This is a genomic window from Escherichia sp. MOD1-EC6819 (assembly GCF_002965765.1).
GTDB lineage: Bacteria > Pseudomonadota > Gammaproteobacteria > Enterobacterales > Enterobacteriaceae > Escherichia > Escherichia ruysiae.
In genome coordinates this window covers 82469-99186 of sequence record NZ_PTRG01000011.1, presented here as the reverse complement: position 1 = coordinate 99186, position 16718 = coordinate 82469, and the positions used below count along the sequence as shown (strand labels likewise).

Annotated in this window: 11 protein-coding genes and 2 pseudogenes; 10 read left to right on the top strand and 3 right to left on the bottom strand. The window is 52.3% G+C overall.

Annotated features, from left to right (window positions below):
- Positions 1-3: 3 nt before the first annotated feature.
- The 5 genes and pseudogenes from glgC to A7Z06_RS22090 all read left to right on the top strand — a co-directional run.
- Positions 4-1299, top strand: a complete 1296-nt coding sequence (gene glgC, locus A7Z06_RS16770; RefSeq protein WP_000624234.1) for a glucose-1-phosphate adenylyltransferase — start codon at positions 4-6, stop codon at positions 1297-1299.
- Positions 1299-2732 (top strand): glycogen synthase GlgA, encoded by a 1434-nt coding sequence (glgA, locus tag A7Z06_RS16765; protein WP_001197629.1) that lies wholly within the window; start codon positions 1299-1301, stop codon positions 2730-2732. Before glgC ends, glgA begins: the two co-directional genes overlap by 1 nt.
- 18 nt (positions 2733-2750) lie before the next feature.
- Complete coding sequence (gene glgP, locus A7Z06_RS16760) at positions 2751-5198, top strand: glycogen phosphorylase (protein ID WP_000993437.1); 2448 nt, start codon at positions 2751-2753, stop codon at positions 5196-5198.
- A 220-nt stretch (positions 5199-5418) separates the two neighbouring features.
- Positions 5419-5693 (top strand): annotated as a pseudogene (locus A7Z06_RS22095) (phosphate ABC transporter substrate-binding protein); the annotation flags it as partial.
- Positions 5692-5964, top strand: a pseudogene (locus A7Z06_RS22090) (hypothetical protein); the annotation flags it as partial. The pseudogenes A7Z06_RS22095 and A7Z06_RS22090, both read left to right, overlap by 2 nt.
- Before the next feature lie 164 nt (positions 5965-6128).
- Here the strand turns inward: A7Z06_RS22090 and glpD are convergent.
- On the bottom strand, positions 6129-7634 hold the full coding sequence (gene glpD / locus A7Z06_RS16745; RefSeq protein ID WP_105279504.1) for a glycerol-3-phosphate dehydrogenase: 1506 nt from the start codon (positions 7632-7634) through the stop codon (positions 6129-6131).
- Between the two features lie 189 nt (positions 7635-7823).
- Here glpD and glpE point away from each other — a divergent pair, with 189 nt between their 5' ends.
- The 3 genes from glpE to A7Z06_RS16730 are packed head-to-tail and all read left to right on the top strand — an operon-like array spanning position 7824 to position 9800.
- Positions 7824-8150, top strand: a complete 327-nt coding sequence (glpE, locus tag A7Z06_RS16740; protein WP_000371931.1) for a thiosulfate sulfurtransferase GlpE — start codon at positions 7824-7826, stop codon at positions 8148-8150.
- Positions 8151-8194: 44 nt separating this feature from the next.
- On the top strand, positions 8195-9025 hold the full coding sequence (gene glpG / locus A7Z06_RS16735; RefSeq protein WP_000928723.1) for a rhomboid family intramembrane serine protease GlpG: 831 nt from the start codon (positions 8195-8197) through the stop codon (positions 9023-9025).
- Between the two features lie 16 nt (positions 9026-9041).
- Positions 9042-9800, top strand: a complete 759-nt coding sequence (locus tag A7Z06_RS16730) for a DeoR/GlpR family transcriptional regulator (protein ID WP_000815099.1) — start codon at positions 9042-9044, stop codon at positions 9798-9800.
- Here the strand turns inward: A7Z06_RS16730 and rtcR are convergent.
- Complete coding sequence (gene rtcR / locus A7Z06_RS16725) at positions 9782-11380, bottom strand: DNA-binding transcriptional regulator RtcR (protein WP_001232911.1); 1599 nt, start codon at positions 11378-11380, stop codon at positions 9782-9784. The two genes, A7Z06_RS16730 and rtcR, sit on opposite strands and share 19 nt — an antisense overlap.
- A gap of 188 nt (positions 11381-11568) precedes the next feature.
- On the opposite strand from rtcR, the gene rtcB reads away from it, so the two are divergent.
- Together rtcB and rtcA are read left to right on the top strand one after the other, a co-directional pair.
- On the top strand, positions 11569-12795 hold the full coding sequence (rtcB, locus tag A7Z06_RS16720) for an RNA-splicing ligase RtcB (protein WP_001105469.1): 1227 nt from the start codon (positions 11569-11571) through the stop codon (positions 12793-12795).
- Between the two features lie 3 nt (positions 12796-12798).
- On the top strand, positions 12799-13815 hold the full coding sequence (gene rtcA / locus A7Z06_RS16715) for an RNA 3'-terminal phosphate cyclase (RefSeq protein WP_024165249.1): 1017 nt from the start codon (positions 12799-12801) through the stop codon (positions 13813-13815).
- Positions 13816-13857: 42 nt separating this feature from the next.
- Here the strand turns inward: rtcA and malT are convergent, their stop codons facing one another.
- Positions 13858-16563 (bottom strand): HTH-type transcriptional regulator MalT, encoded by a 2706-nt coding sequence (malT, locus tag A7Z06_RS16710; RefSeq protein ID WP_105279503.1) that lies wholly within the window; start codon positions 16561-16563, stop codon positions 13858-13860.
- Positions 16564-16718 lie beyond the last annotated feature (155 nt).

The window sequence follows — 16718 nt, the reverse complement described above, 5'->3', positions numbered from 1 at the left end:
GTCATGATTAGTTTAGAGAAGAACGATCACTTAATGTTGGCGCGCCAGCTGCCATTGAAGTCTGTTGCCCTGATTCTGGCGGGGGGACGTGGTACTCGCCTGAAGGATTTAACCAATAAACGAGCAAAGCCTGCCGTACACTTCGGCGGCAAGTTCCGTATTATCGATTTTGCACTGTCCAACTGTATCAACTCCGGTATCCGTCGTATGGGCGTGATCACCCAGTACCAGTCTCACACTCTGGTACAGCATATTCAGCGCGGCTGGTCGTTCTTCAATGAAGAAATGAACGAGTTTGTCGATCTGCTGCCAGCGCAGCAGAGAATGAAAGGGGAGAACTGGTATCGCGGTACGGCAGATGCCGTTACCCAAAACCTCGACATTATCCGCCGTTATAAAGCGGAGTACGTAGTGATCCTGGCGGGTGACCATATCTACAAGCAAGACTACTCGCGTATGCTTATCGACCACGTCGAAAAAGGCGCACGTTGCACCGTTGCTTGTATGCCTGTACCGATTGAAGAAGCCTCTGCATTTGGCGTTATGGCGGTTGATGGAAACGATAAAATTATCGAATTTGTTGAAAAACCGGCTAACCCGCCGTCAATGCCAAACGATCCGAGCAAATCTTTAGCGAGTATGGGGATCTACGTCTTTGATGCAGAGTACCTGTATGAATTGCTGGAAGAAGACGATCGTGATGAAAACTCCAGCCACGACTTTGGTAAGGATTTGATTCCAAAAATTACCGAAGCAGGCCTCGCCTATGCGCATCCATTCCCGCTCTCTTGTGTACAGTCCGACCCGGACGCCGAGCCGTACTGGCGTGATGTTGGGACACTGGAGGCTTACTGGAAAGCGAACCTGGATCTGGCTTCTGTCGTGCCGGAACTGGATATGTACGATCGCAACTGGCCGATTCGCACCTACAATGAATCATTGCCGCCAGCGAAATTCGTTCAGGATCGCTCCGGTAGCCATGGGATGACCCTTAACTCACTGGTTTCCGGCGGTTGTGTGATCTCTGGTTCGGTGGTGGTGCAGTCCGTTCTGTTCTCACGCGTTCGCGTGAATTCATTCTGCAACATTGATTCCGCCGTATTGCTGCCGGAAGTATGGGTAGGTCGCTCGTGCCGTCTGCGTCGCTGCGTCATTGACCGCGCTTGTGTCATTCCGGAAGGAATGGTGATTGGTGAGGATGCAGAAGAGGATGCACGTCGTTTCTATCGTTCAGAAGAAGGCATTGTGCTGGTTACGCGCGAAATGCTACGGAAGTTAGGGTACAAACAGGAGCGATAATGCAGGTTTTACATGTATGTTCAGAGATGTTCCCGCTGCTTAAAACCGGCGGTCTGGCTGATGTTATTGGGGCATTACCCGCAGCACAAATCGCAGACGGCGTTGACGCTCGCGTACTGTTGCCTGCATTTCCCGATATTCGCCGTGGCGTGACCGATGCAAAGGTGGTATCTCGCCGTGATACCTTTGCCGGACATTTCACGCTGCTGTTTGGGCATTACAACGGGGTTGGCATTTACCTGATTGATGCACCGCATCTCTACGATCGTCCCGGAAGCCCGTATCACGATACCAACTTATTTGCTTACACCGACAACGTATTGCGTTTTGCACTGCTCGGATGGGTTGGAGCGGAGATGGCAAGCGGGCTTGACCCATTCTGGCGCCCCGATGTTGTGCACGCGCACGACTGGCATGCGGGTCTTGCGCCTGCGTATCTGGCGGCACATGGGCGTCCGGCGAAGTCGGTGTTTACTGTACACAACCTGGCCTATCAAGGCATGTTTTATGCACATCACATGAATGACATCCAATTGCCATGGTCATTCTTTAATGTTCACGGGCTGGAATTCAACGGGCAAATCTCTTTCCTGAAGGCCGGATTGTATTACGCCGACCACATTACAGCGGTTAGTCCGACCTACGCTCGTGAGATCACTGAACCACAGTTTGCCTACGGTATGGAAGGTTTACTCCAGCAGCGTCATCGTGAAGGACGACTTTCCGGCGTACTGAACGGCGTGGACGAGAAAATATGGAGTCCAGAGACGGACTTACTTTTAGCCTCGCGTTACACCCGCGATTCATTGGAGGATAAAGCGGAGAATAAGCGCCAGTTGCAAATCGCAATGGGGCTTAAGGTTGACGATAAAGTGCCGCTTTTTGCAGTGGTGAGCCGTCTGACCAGCCAGAAAGGACTGGATTTGGTGCTGGAAGCCTTACCGGGTCTTCTGGAACAGGGCGGACAACTGGCACTGCTCGGCGCGGGCGATCCGGTATTGCAGGAAGGTTTTCTTGCTGCAGCGGCGGAGCATCCCGGCAAGGTTGGTGTACAGATTGGTTATCACGAAGCATTTTCGCATCGCATTATGGGCGGCGCGGACGTCATTCTGGTTCCCAGTCGTTTTGAACCGTGCGGCTTAACGCAACTTTATGGATTGAAGTACGGCACGCTGCCACTGGTGCGGCGTACCGGTGGGCTTGCTGATACGGTTTCTGACTGTTCTCTTGAGAACCTTGCAGATGGCGTCGCCAGTGGGTTTGTCTTTGAAGATAGTAATGCCTGGTCGCTGTTACGGGCTATTCGACGCGCTTTTGTTCTGTGGTCTCGCCCTTCACTGTGGCGGTTTGTGCAACGTCAGGCTATGGCAATGGATTTTAGCTGGCAGGTCGCGGCGAAGTCGTACCGTGAGCTTTACTATCGCTTGAAATAGTTTTCAGGAAACGCCTATATGAATGCTCCGTTTACATATTCATCGCCCACGCTAAGCGTAGAAGCTCTGAAGCACTCTATCGCTTACAAGCTGATGTTTACGATTGGAAAGGATCCGGTCGTCGCCAATAAACATGAATGGCTGAACGCAACGTTATTTGCTGTGCGCGATCGTCTCGTGGAACGCTGGTTACGTTCGAATCGTGCCCAGCTGTCGCAAGAAACTCGCCAGGTTTACTACCTGTCGATGGAGTTTTTGATTGGCCGTACTCTCTCCAACGCCATGCTGTCGTTAGGTATTTATGACGATGTTCAGGGTGCGCTGGAGTCGATGGGATTAAATCTCGAAGAGTTGATTGATGAAGAAAATGACCCGGGTCTCGGTAACGGTGGCCTGGGGCGTCTGGCCGCCTGCTTCCTGGATTCGCTGGCGACGTTAGGGTTGCCGGGGCGCGGTTACGGCATCCGTTATGACTATGGTATGTTCAAACAGAACATCGTTAACGGCAGTCAGAAAGAGTCTCCGGACTACTGGCTGGAGTACGGCAATCCGTGGGAATTTAAACGCCACAATACGCGCTACAAAGTGCGTTTTGGCGGCCGTATTCAGCAAGAAGGTAAGAAAACGCGCTGGATTGAAACCGAAGAGATTCTGGCCGTGGCTTACGACCAAATTATCCCAGGTTATGATACTGACGCGACCAACACTTTGCGTCTGTGGAGTGCACAAGCCAGTAGCGAAATTAATCTTGGTAAATTTAACCAGGGTGACTACTTCGCGGCAGTGGAAGATAAAAACCACTCTGAGAACGTATCCCGCGTACTGTACCCGGATGACTCCACCTATTCCGGACGTGAACTGCGTTTGCGTCAGGAATATTTCCTGGTATCTTCGACCATTCAGGACATTTTAAGTCGCCATTATCAGTTGCATAAAACCTACGATAATCTGGCGGATAAAATCGCGATTCACCTCAACGACACCCATCCGGTGCTGTCGATTCCTGAGCTGATGCGTCTGCTGATCGATGAGCACAAATTTAGCTGGGACGACGCTTTTGAAGTGTGCTGCCAGGTCTTCTCCTACACCAACCACACGCTGATGAGCGAGGCGCTGGAAACCTGGCCGGTCGATATGCTGGGTAAAATTCTGCCGCGCCATTTGCAGATTATCTTTGAAATCAACGACTATTTCCTGAAAACCTTGCAGGAGCAGTATCCGAACGATACTGACCTGCTGGGACGGGCGTCGATCATTGATGAATCGAATGGGCGTCGTGTGCGCATGGCCTGGCTGGCTGTTGTGGTCAGCCACAAAGTTAACGGCGTATCGGAGCTGCACTCTAATCTGATGGTGCAATCGCTGTTTGCTGACTTTGCGAAGATCTTCCCTGGACGTTTCACCAACGTTACCAATGGTGTGACTCCGCGTCGCTGGCTGGCGGTGGCGAATCCGTCGCTTTCAGGCGTGCTGGATCAACACCTCGGTCGTAACTGGCGTACCGATCTGAGTCAATTAAACGAGTTGCAACAGCATTGTGATTTTCCGATGGTCAATCATGCTGTTCATCAGGCGAAACTGGAGAACAAAAAGCGTCTGGCGGAGTACATCGCCCAACAATTGAATGTGGTGGTGAATCCGAAGGCGCTGTTTGATGTGCAAATCAAACGTATTCACGAATACAAACGTCAATTGATGAATGTGTTGCACGTGATCACCCGCTATAACCGCATCAAGGCCGATCCAGATGCGAAGTGGGTTCCACGAGTGAATATCTTTGGCGGTAAGGCTGCTTCGGCCTATTACATGGCGAAGCACATTATCCATTTGATCAATGACGTAGCGAAAGTGATCAACAACGATCCACAGATTGGCGATAAGCTGAAAGTGGTGTTTATCCCGAACTACAGCGTCAGCCTGGCGCAGCTGATCATTCCGGCAGCCGATCTTTCCGAACAGATTTCGCTGGCGGGTACGGAAGCCTCCGGCACCAGTAACATGAAGTTTGCACTTAACGGCGCACTGACTATCGGTACGCTGGACGGTGCGAACGTCGAGATGCTGGATCATGTCGGTGCGGATAATATCTTTATCTTTGGTAACACTGCGGAAGAAGTGGAAGAACTGCGTCGTCAGGGCTACAAACCGCGTGAATACTACGAGAAAGACGAAGAACTGCATCAGGTGCTGACGCAAATCGGCAGCGGCGTGTTCAGTCCGGAAGATCCGGGACGCTACCGCGATCTGGTTGATTCGCTGATCAACTTTGGCGATCACTACCAGGTGCTGGCGGATTATCGCAGCTATGTCGATTGTCAGGATAAAGTTGACGAACTGTACGAACGTCCGGAAGAGTGGACAGCCAAAGCGATGCTGAACATCGCAAATATGGGCTATTTCTCTTCTGACCGGACTATTAAAGAGTACGCCGATCTTATTTGGCATATTGATCCGGTGAGATTGTAATTTCGCCAAAAATAGAACGGGGCCAAAAGGTCCCGTTTTTTTTCGCCTTTATTTCGGAAAAGTGTCCAGCGGGGCGAAGATAGTGGAGGAGTATAATTTCGCCATTCAGAAAGAATGGACAGAATGATGCAAAACAAAAAATGGATTTTGATCTCGCTGGTAATGACTTTTTTCGGTATTCCCATACTGGCGCAATTTTTGGCAGCGGTTATTGCCACGCTGGGTGCGACTCGATGGCGCGACGGCAGCATAACCCATTTATGCTTCTGCCTTTTATGCGTTAAACGTTATATCGGAAGATTTTCACGTCTGAGATATCTGGATAACTCTCGCACGCCAGAAGCGTATAACAAAATCGTTAAGGGCGATGCCGATATTATTTTCGTGGCGCAACCTTCCGGTGGGCAGAAAAAACGGGCAGAGGAATCGGGCGTCACTTTGATATACACCCCCTTTGCCCGCGAAGCATTTTTTTTCATCGTCAATACGGATAATTATTTTTTATATTGCGCCAGAGAAATCAGCTTTGCTGGAAAATATCCGTAATTTCTTTCTGAGTGTTGTTTGGTGCCCCCTGAATTTTTCGCCATTTTGGCTCCAGCCGTGGACTGAGTTAGTCGGTTCGATAAGTGCACAGCTTGGTTTTGCGCTGGGATATTACTGCCAGTGGCGTAGCAAAAATAGAAGCCAGAGGTGGAAGTGGGGCGGGTGGGGAATGTGCCTGAGTTTTGTTACGTTGGGTATGATGGTGTGGGCTTTGCGATAATTCCCTGAATCCAAAAGTTATTGAGATTGAAATTTGACCACAGATTGTTGGCAAAGTGCGCTTTGTTCATGCCGGATGCGGCGTGAACGCCTTATCAGGCAGTTTTTGTGTTTATCATCAGTCTCAGGTCAGATTGAAATCTGACCTGACCACCTTACGTTAAATCACGACGCCAGCGACAATTTCTGCTGCGTATACTCGACCAGCCACTGACTTACACGAGACTGTTGCTGCGCATTCAGCCACATGCCTTGTTTCGTGCGACGCCACAGGGCATCGTCGGCGCGGCGTACCCATTCGTGGTCGACCAGGTATTTCAGCTCCGCTTCGTAGAACTCATGACCGAAATCTTCCCCGAGATCGCTTACCGTCCCCGCATTGCCGAGCAGCAGCTCGCTGTTGCTGCCGTAAGTGCGTGCGTAATGACGTGCCAGCGATTCGGTCAGGAATGGGTAACGGCGGCGCAGACGCGCGGCGTAATCGTCACGGTCGCCTTCAATGGCACCGCCCGGCAGCACGCTCTCTTTCGTCCACGCCGGACCAATGCCCTGATAATATGGCGTCAGTTTTTCCAGCGCGTGTTCCGCCAGTTTGCGGTAGGTGGTCAGCTTACCGCCGAATACCGACAGCAGCGGGGCTTTGCCGTTTTCATCATGGATATCAAGGGTGTAATCACGAGTGATAGCCTGCGGCGAATCGGACTCATCATCACACAGCGGGCGCACGCCGGAGTAGGTCCAGACGATATCGTCCCGGCTTAACTGTTTTTTAAAGTGCGCGTTATACACTTTCAGCAGGTAATTGATTTCACTCTCTTCAATCTTCACTGCTTTTGGATCGCCTTTGTATTCCACATCGGTGGTGCCGATGATGGAAAACTCGTCCATCCACGGGATCACGAACACAATACGTTTATCTTCGTTTTGCAGAATGTAGGCTTGCTTCTGGGTATGCACACGCGGCACCACAATATGGCTGCCTTTGATCAGGCGAATGCCATAAGGCGAAGGCAGATGCATCCCGTCGTCGAAGAACTGTTTCACCCACGGGCCGGTAGCATTAACCAGGCCGCGCGCCTGCCAGGTGAATTTTTTGCCGGTATCGATATCTTCCGCTTCCACAATCCACAGGCCGTTTTCGCGGCGAGCAGAAGTGGCACGAGTCCGGGTAAGCACTTCACCGCCTTTACGCACCACCATCTGGGCGTTGGCGAGTACCAGACGGGCGTCGTCTACCCAACAGTCGGAATATTCGAATCCGCGCTTAATTTCCGGTTTTAACACTGAATTTGCGCCAAAACGCAAACCGGTTGATCCCGGCAGGCTGGTGCGTTTACCCAGATGATCGTACATAAACAGACCAATCCGAATCATCCACGCCGGGCGCAGATGCGGACGATGCGGCAGGCGAAAACGCATCGGGAAGGCGATATGCGGGGCCATTTTCAGTAGCACTTCACGTTCAGCCAGCGCCTCGCTGACCAGGCGGAATTCATAGTGCTCAAGGTAGCGCAGGCCACCGTGAATGAGTTTTGAACTGGCGGAAGAGGTCGCACAAGCGAGATCCTGCGCCTCCAGCATCAGCACGGATAAACCGCGTCCAGCGGCGTCTGCCGCGATACCAGCACCATTGATGCCGCCACCTATCACAATCAGATCTTTGGTTTCCATGCTGCCCTCATTCACTTTCGTTAAAGCTCATAAATGTTCGTTATCGAACATATTAGCAAAGAATCGCGCTTTGGGTAACATTGAAAAAACATTTTAGAGTGATATGTATAACATTATGGCGTTTATCTGCCACTTCGACGTAAACTGTGCGGTAAATTTGCCCACTTGTTTGTAAAGAAAGAGAGACGCATGGATCAGTTCGAATGTATTAACGTTGCCGACGCGCACCAGAAGTTGCAGGAAAAAGAGGCGGTGCTGGTCGATATTCGCGATCCACAGAGTTTCGCAATGGGGCATGCGGTGCAGGCTTTCCATTTAACTAACGACACGCTTGGCACGTTTATGCGTGATAACGACTTTGACACTCCGGTGATGGTGATGTGTTATCACGGCAATAGCAGCAAAGGCGCGGCGCAGTATCTGCTGCAACAGGGCTACGATGTGGTCTATAGCATTGACGGCGGCTTTGAAGCCTGGCAGCGTCAGTTTCCCGCAGAGGTGGCGTACGGCGCGTAACGCTTTATACTGTCCCCTTTTGTGTGGAATAAGCGACAGCAACGATGTTGATGATTACCTCTTTTGCTAACCCCCGCGTGGCGCAGGCGTTTGTTGATTACATGGCGACGCAGGGTGTTATCCTCACGATTCAACAACATAACCAAAGCGATGTCTGGCTGGCGGATGAGTCCCAGGCCGAGCGCGTGCGGGCGGAGCTGGCGCGTTTTCTCGAAAACCCGGCAGATCCGCGTTATCTGGCGGCCAGCTGGCAGGCGGGCCATACCGGCAGTGGCCTGCATTACCGCCGTTATCCTTTCTTTGCCGCCTTGCGTGAACGCGCAGGTCCGGTCACCTGGGTGATGATGATCGCCTGCGTGGTGGTGTTTATTGCCATGCAAATTCTCGGCGATCAGGAAGTGATGTTATGGCTGGCCTGGCCATTCGATCCAACACTGAAATTTGAGTTCTGGCGTTACTTCACCCACGCGTTAATGCACTTCTCGCTGATGCATATCCTCTTTAACCTGCTCTGGTGGTGGTATCTCGGCGGTGCGGTGGAAAAACGCCTCGGTAGCGGTAAGCTAATTGTCATTACTCTCATTAGCGCCCTGTTAAGCGGCTATGTGCAGCAAAAATTCAGCGGGCCGTGGTTTGGCGGGCTTTCTGGCGTGGTGTATGCGCTGATGGGCTACGTCTGGCTACGTGGCGAACGCGATCCGCAAAGTGGCATTTACCTGCAACGTGGGTTAATTATCTTTGCGCTGATCTGGATTGTCGCCGGATGGTTTGATTTGTTTGGGATGTCGATGGCGAACGGAGCACACATCGCCGGGTTAGCCGTGGGTTTAGCGATGGCTTTTGTTGATTCGCTCAATGCGCGAAAACGAAAATAATTCCAGGGATTTATAAATGAAACAAACACAACGTCACAACGGTATTATCGAACTGGTTAAACAGCAGGGTTATGTCAGTACCGAAGAGCTGGTAGAGCATTTCTCCGTCAGCCCGCAGACTATTCGTCGCGACCTCAACGAGCTGGCGGAGCAAAACCTGATCCTGCGCCATCATGGCGGCGCGGCGCTACCTTCCAGTTCGGTTAACACGCCGTGGCACGATCGCAAAGCCACCCAGACCGAAGAAAAAGAGCGTATTGCCCGCAAAGTGGCGGAGCAAATCCCCAACGGCTCGACGCTGTTTATCGATATCGGCACCACCCCGGAAGCGGTGGCGCACGCGCTGCTTAATCACAGCAATTTGCGCATTGTCACCAACAATCTCAACGTCGCTAACACGTTGATGGTAAAAGAAGATTTTCGTATTATTCTCGCCGGTGGCGAATTACGTAGCCGCGATGGTGGGATCATAGGCGAAGCGACGCTCGATTTTATCTCCCAGTTCCGCCTTGATTTCGGTATTCTGGGGATCAGCGGCATCGATAGCGACGGCTCGCTGCTGGAGTTCGATTACCACGAAGTTCGCACCAAACGCGCCATTATTGAGAACTCGCGCCACGTTATGCTGGTTGTCGATCACTCGAAATTTGGGCGTAACGCGATGGTCAATATGGGCAGCATCAGCATGGTAGATGCCGTCTACACCGACGCCCCGCCGCCAGTAAGCGTGATGCAGGTGCTGACGGACCACCATATTCAACTGGAGCTGTGCTGATCCTGCACGGCTTCCCACGTCAGACCAAAACGCGCCAGGTATTTGCGTAGCCGATCCGCGTCATTGACGCTGGCTTTGCCCTGGCGCGAAACGTCAAAAAGCTGGCGTCCGGCTGCGGAAAGCGACTTTGCCTGGCGGCAGATAGCGATAACGTATTCCAGTTGCATACGGTCGAAGAGATCGATGTTTTCTGCCTCTGCGCCCAGCAAAGTCGTAAGCGCGGAGGGGCGGCTCTCCTGCCAGTTATAGCGCAGACGGTTTATCTCATCTTCAACCACGTCCAGAGTGATGCGTCCGCTAGTGGCAAAGGTGGCCATCCGCGTGACGCTGGCAGAAAGTTCGCGAAAGTTACCGCGCCATGTCGCCTGGGGAGAGGTCGCAAAAGCCAACCAGGCACGCCGCGCTTCGGTGTTAAAACGCACGCTGTCACCAGTGAGTGTGGCGTGGCGCTCCACTTCATAATCCAGGTTCGGTTCAATATCTTCCTGGCGCTGGCGTAGACCCGGCAGGGTGAAGGTCCAGAGATTGATCCGCGCGTACAGATCTTCGCGAAATTTGCCTTCGGCAACCAGCTGGCGCAAATCGCGCACCGTTCCGGCGATAAGCTGAAAATCACTGTTCACCTGGCGATCGCTGCCAAATGGGTAAAAGGTTTTCTCTTCAATGGCTTTTAGCAGCATTGCCTGTTCGTCTGCGCCCAGTTCGCCAATCTCATCAAGAAACAACATTCCGCCGTTGGCGCTACGTAATAAACCTTCACGAGATTCCCGCGCCCCGGTAAACGCGCCTTTTACATGACCAAACAGCGTCGACATGGCGGTATCGCCACGCAAGGTGGCGCAGTTCACTTCCACAAACGCGCCGCTAAACTGATGCCGCGCCTGTTTTAATTCGAAAATTCGTCGTGCCAGAAACGACTTACCCGCGCCGGTCGGGCCGTTAAGCAGGATCGGTGCGCGGGATTTAATCGCCACTTTTTCAATCTGCTCAATCATGCGGTTGAAGAGGGGGTTACGCGTGGCAATGCCGGACTTAAGAAAATCAAGCGTTTGCTGGCGTTCCTCGGCAAAGCGGCTGGCGATGGCGTTATAACGGCTTAAATCGAGATCGATAATCGTCACTTCACCTGCGCCGCGCGGCTGTTCTTTTTTGCGCGGAGGTGAAGATTGTATCAACCGGGCGGGCAGGTAACGCGCTTCCGCCAGCAGAAACCAGCAAATCTGCGCGACGTGGGTGCCGGTGGTGATGTGAATTAAATAGTCTTCTTTTTCTGGCTGAAACTCGTAACCACGGGCGAAATCATGCAGGCAGGCGTAAACCTCTTCGAAATCCCACGGGTTATGCAGTTCAATCTCAACGCTCAGCACTTCTGTTTCTGGCGAAACGCTGGCGATATCGCGTTTAAGCGTTTCAAATAGCGAGCGCGAGCGGGCGTCGTGCAATAATTCCAGTCGATCGATGACCAACGATTCTTGCTGGCATAAACAGAGTGTCGGACGCCATTTTGACCAGCGCTGACTGCCGCGTCCGGCATAATCCAGTACGGTACCGACAAAGCCAAAAGCCACTGTTTTACGCATCTTAGATATCCTTATAAAAGACGATATTTCATTATCGGTAAATCGGCTTTGCGGGAAATCTCCGGTTACGGACGTAAAGATATAATCTTTTTTAAAACAATGAATAAAAAAATTAATCTGCTTATTTAATTTTCTGGCACGACGGTTGCAATTATCAGGACAGCAAACAATGAAAAGAGAAAAACAAAATGAATTACGAATTACTGACCACTGAAAATGCCCCGGTAAAAATGTGGACCAAAGGCGTGCCGGTAGAAGCCGATGCGCGTCAGCAACTTATTAATACGGCGAAGATGCCGTTTATTTTCAAACATATTGCGGTAATGCCTGACGTGCACCTGGGTAAAGGTTCCACCATTGGTAGCGTGATCCCGACCAAAGGGGCGATTATTCCTGCAGCGGTGGGCGTGGATATCGGTTGTGGAATGAACGCACTGCGTACCGCGTTAACGGCGGCAGATCTGCCGGAAAACCTGGCGGAACTGCGTCAGGCCATTGAAACTGCCGTGCCGCACGGGCGTACTACCGGGCGTTGTAAACGTGATAAAGGCGCATGGGAAAACCCGCCTGTTAACGTCGATGCGAAATGGGCTGAGCTTGAAGCCGGTTATCAGTGGTTAACGCAAAAATATCCGCGTTTCCTTAACACTAACAACTATAAACACCTGGGAACGCTGGGAACGGGTAACCACTTTATTGAAATCTGCCTTGATGAGTCGGACCAGGTGTGGATTATGTTGCACTCCGGTTCACGCGGAATTGGTAACGCCATCGGGACTTACTTTATCGATCTGGCGCAAAAAGAGATGCAGGAAACGCTTGAGACGTTGCCGTCGCGTGATCTGGCGTACTTTATGGAAGGCACGGAATACTTTGATGATTACCTGAAAGCTGTGGCCTGGGCGCAGCTTTTTGCCAGCCTTAACCGTGATGCGATGATGGAAAACGTGGTTACGGCGTTGCAGAGCATTACGCAGAAAACGGTCAGACAGCCACAAACGCTGGCGATGGAAGAGATCAGCTGTCACCACAACTATGTGCAAAAAGAACAGCACTTTGGTGAAGAGATCTACGTGACGCGTAAAGGCGCGGTGTCTGCGCGTGCTGGTCAATATGGAATTATTCCCGGTTCGATGGGAGCGAAAAGCTTTATCGTCCGTGGGCTGGGAAATGAAGAGTCGTTCTGTTCGTGCAGCCACGGTGCCGGGCGGGTTATGAGCCGTACTAAAGCGAAAAAACTGTTCAGCGTGGAAGATCAAATTCGTGCCACCGCGCATGTGGAATGCCGTAAAGATGCCGAAGTGATCGACGAAATCCCGATGGCGTATAAAGATATTGATGCGGTGATGGCGGCACAAAGCGATCTGGTGGAAGTTATCTACACCCTGCGTCAGGTGGTGTGCGTAAAAGGATAAATGATGAAAAGGATGATTGCGCTGGATGGCGCACAGGGAGAGGGCGGCGGGCAGATCCTGCGCTCGGCGTTGAGTCTGTCGATGATAACCGGCAAGCCATTTACCATCACCGGCATTCGTGCCGGGCGGGCGAAACCGGGGCTGTTGCGCCAGCATCTAACCGCGGTAAAAGCGGCGGCGGAAGTTTGTGGGGCAACGGTGGAAGGCGTGGAGCTGGGGTCGCAGCGTCTGGTCTTCCGGCCCGGCACCGTGCGCGGCGGCGATTACCGCTTTGCTATCGGTAGCGCAGGAAGTTGTACGCTGGTGCTGCAAACGGTGCTGCCCGCGCTGTGGTTTGCCGATGGACCTTCGCGTGTTGAAGTAAGTGGCGGCACCGATAACCCGTCGGCCCCGCCTGCGGATTTTATCCGCCGGGTGCTGGAGCCGCTGCTGGCGAAAATGGGAATTCATCAGCAAACCACGCTGTTACGCCACGGTTTTTACCCTGCCGGAGGCGGTGTGGTGGCAACGGAAGTCTCGCCGGTGGCATCGTTTAACACCTTGCAACTTGGCGAGCGCGGGAACATTGTGCATATGCATGGAGAGGTGCTACTGGCTGGTGTGCCGCGCCATGTTGCTGAGCGTGAAATCGCTACACTGGCGGGTAGTTTTTCCCTGCATGAACAGAATATTCATAGCCTGCCGCGCGACCAGGGGCCGGGTAATACCGTCTCGCTGGAAGTCGAAAGTGAAAATATCACTGAACGCTTTTTTGTCGTCGGTGAAAAGCGCGTCAGTGCCGAGGTGGTCGCGGCACAGTTAGTGAAAGAGGTGAAACGCTACCTGGCAAGCCCGGCGGCGGTGGGGGAATATCTCGCCGACCAACTGGTGCTACCGATGGCGCTGGCGGGCGCGGGAGAATTTACGGTTGCCCATCCCTCATGCCATCTGCTGACCAATATCGCGGTGGTGGAGCGTTTCTTGCCGGTACGGTTTACTCTGGCTGAAACAGATGACGTAACGCGGGTTAGCATTGAATGATGTAAAGATGTAAGCCGGATCCGACGCATTATCCGGCTAAACTCACACCCCATAACCCATCATCTTCAGCAGTTTCTGCGCGTGCTGCACGGCAGCCTGACGGTGGGCGACACCGAGTTTTTGGTACAGATTGCGGATATGCGTCTTGATGGTGGTCGCCGCCACTTCCAGTTCGCCCGCAATTTGCTCATTGCTGTAACCGGAGTAAATCAGCCCCAGGACCTGCCATTCACGTTGGGTCAACGGACTGGTGCGGATCAGTTCTGGCACTTCCGGATGATTTAGCAGACGTTCAACGAAATTCTCATCGAAATGGGCGAATTTATGCCGATGATGTTGATTGATTTCTCGCAGAATACGCTGCGCACGATGCTGTTCCAGTTCCGGCAGCGTATTGAGTTGAATCAGCTGGCGTAACTGCTGCGCCATCGCTTCGCCTTCGATGACAAAATGACTGATAAATCCGGTGCGATTCGCCAGTTTTAATGCGTCCAGCAACACGCGCTGAGCGTCGCTTTTACGTCCGGCCTGCCAGTACAACTGATTGAGTAACAGCAGGTTGCGGTTTAGGTCGCTCATCAGCCGCAGACTGCGGGCATTTTCGTTGAGTTCTTCGAGGACAATTTCCGCAGGCTCAAACTCGCCCAGCAAAATTTGTGCACGGGCAATGTTGCGCCATTGGCCTTGCAGGAAGTGGTTGTTCGCAAACTCCGGTTTGGCCGTGTGACGCAACCAGTTGGCAGCGGCGGCTTTGTCGCCAGTCATTTGCCAGTAAATCACCCGAACTTTGTTGGCGTTAGAGATCCAGTCGCTGTGATATTTGCCATTCCCCAGCAGGTTTTCCAGGCGGTTAAGTTGGCTGCGGGCGTTATCCAGATCGCCACGAGCCAGCGAGCATTGAATTAACATTGCCAGGCACTGAAGCTGTTGCTGAGGCTGATAAGAAGATAAAACTTCGATCCCGCTACGCGCCGACGCTTCGGCTTCATCCAGCCGTGCCCATGCCCATAACAGTTGCGCACGGATGCGTACCAGAAACTCATGCATCGGCAACTGTTCCAGATGCTGTTCGTTAATCAACTGGAACGCTTTTTCCTGCGTTTCCCACGCAGTTTGCAGGAACCCCTGGGCAAACAGAATTTCGCTTTGCTGGATTAAACTCCACAAGGCGTAGTGCCAGACATCATGCTGGCGCGCCATTTGCTCGGTTTGCTGCATAAGCGCCAGCGAGCGAGTTAGTTCACCTTTACAGTGCAACACTTCGCCAAGTACAGAGGTCGCGACAATGCGGCTGTAGAACCAGCCCGGAGGCAGTTCTTCCAGTGCCAGTTTTGCCAGTCGTTCGGCTTCTTCCGGATTACCATCGTTAATGGCGACCTGGGCGCGCAGAGCGTTAAATTCTGCGTGCATGGTGCCTTCCCTGATACCCTGGATCTCGTGTTCGGCTCGTGCCAGCAGGGTATTTACTTCACCGTAGCGATGCTGACTTTGCATCAACCAGGCCTGCAACAACACTAGTTGTGGATTTTCCAACAGGCTGTCCCACGGCAGGGCTTTAAGCGACTCTTCCAGCAGCGACAGTTCGCTGTGGTTGAACAAACTCCAGGCGTGATTCAGCAGAATATCGCGTAGCATCAAAGCGTCGCCTGCCGCCAGCGCATGATGAATGGCTTCGCTGGGAAAACCTTGCGCCATCCAGCTTTCTGCGGCGGCGCGGTGGATTTCCGGCAATTCCGCCGCCAGTTCCCACTGGCAGCGTTGGCGCAGGAAGTTGCCAAACAGCGGGTGATAGCTGAACCATTCGCCAGTATCATCCATCCGTTGCAAAAACAGCCCCTGACGCTCAATCTCCTCAAGACGCATTTGCCCGTTTTCTTCGCCGGTCACGCGGGTGATTAGCGCATCATTCATCGAGCGCAAAATGGCGCTTTTTAGCAGGAAATGACGAGTGGCCAGATCAACGTTATCTAACACCTCATCGACCAGATAATCAGAAAGATGACTGGCATTGATGCCCGCCAGACGACGCGCTGATTTATGAGCTGAGTGGGTATTTTGCTTTGCTGAAAGCGCAATTAGCTGCAACGCCGTCGCCCAGCCGGACACGTCATCGCAAATCCGGCTGCTTTCTGCGGCTTCAATCGGCGATGACAGACGGCAATCAAAGAACTGTTTCGCTTCCTGATGGGTAAATGTCAGTTGCTGGCTGCCAATTTCCAATAGTTGGTCACGCACGCGCAGATTGGCAATGCCCAACTGCGGAAGGTTGCGTGACAGCACCACCAGAGTGAGATTTTCTGGTTGATGGCGAATGAAGAAGCGCATTGATTCGTGGATCACCGGATTGGTGATCAAATGGTAATCATCGATTACCAGGTAAAGTGGACTATGCCATTCCGCCAGTTCGATGAAAAGCTGGGCAAATAGTGACGTCAGACTGGCATATTGCCGTTTTTGCGTCATTGTTTCACTGATGGCGCAGTGACCGCTGGTTGCCTGTTGCACGGCGGCGATCAGATAGCTGGCGAAACGTTCTTGCTGGTTATCGCCTTCATCAAGCGAGTACCAGCCCAAATCGTTTTTTCCTGCCGCCCATTGGGATATGAGCGTTGTCTTTCCGTAACCCGCAGGACTTGTGATTAGCACCAGCCTGAAGTTGTTCGCGCCGGAAAGTTTAGCCAACAGGCGCTCACGAACCACAGTATGGTCGAGTCGAACCGGACGACTTAATTTTGACGGAATCAGCATAGTTAATCACTTCACTGTGGAAATTGAGGAAATATTATTTTTTTTGCGCTTCGTAATTAATAGTTATAAGTTCGGTCAGAAAACTGTGCAATGCAAGCGATGACGATTTTTTATGTGTCTGAATTTGCACTCTGTCACAATTCCAAATCTTTATT

What these genes read in the sequence shown, in the direction of transcription:
- glpG (WP_000928723.1), top strand. Translation starts at nt 8,195, where the DNA reads ATGTTGATGATTACCTCTTTTGCTAACCCCCGCGTGGCGCAGGCGTTT.
- rtcA (WP_024165249.1), top strand. Translation starts at nt 12,799, where the DNA reads ATGAAAAGGATGATTGCGCTGGATGGCGCACAGGGAGAGGGCGGCGGG.
- glgC (WP_000624234.1), top strand. Translation starts at nt 4, where the DNA reads ATGATTAGTTTAGAGAAGAACGATCACTTAATGTTGGCGCGCCAGCTG.
- glgP (WP_000993437.1), top strand. Translation starts at nt 2,751, where the DNA reads ATGAATGCTCCGTTTACATATTCATCGCCCACGCTAAGCGTAGAAGCT.
- malT (WP_105279503.1), bottom strand. Translation starts at nt 16,563, where the DNA reads ATGCTGATTCCGTCAAAATTAAGTCGTCCGGTTCGACTCGACCATACT.
- rtcR (WP_001232911.1), bottom strand. Translation starts at nt 11,380, where the DNA reads ATGCGTAAAACAGTGGCTTTTGGCTTTGTCGGTACCGTACTGGATTAT.
- glpE (WP_000371931.1), top strand. Translation starts at nt 7,824, where the DNA reads ATGGATCAGTTCGAATGTATTAACGTTGCCGACGCGCACCAGAAGTTG.
- glpD (WP_105279504.1), bottom strand. Translation starts at nt 7,634, where the DNA reads ATGGAAACCAAAGATCTGATTGTGATAGGTGGCGGCATCAATGGTGCT.
- glgA (WP_001197629.1), top strand. Translation starts at nt 1,299, where the DNA reads ATGCAGGTTTTACATGTATGTTCAGAGATGTTCCCGCTGCTTAAAACC.
- A7Z06_RS16730 (WP_000815099.1), top strand. Translation starts at nt 9,042, where the DNA reads ATGAAACAAACACAACGTCACAACGGTATTATCGAACTGGTTAAACAG.
- rtcB (WP_001105469.1), top strand. Translation starts at nt 11,569, where the DNA reads ATGAATTACGAATTACTGACCACTGAAAATGCCCCGGTAAAAATGTGG.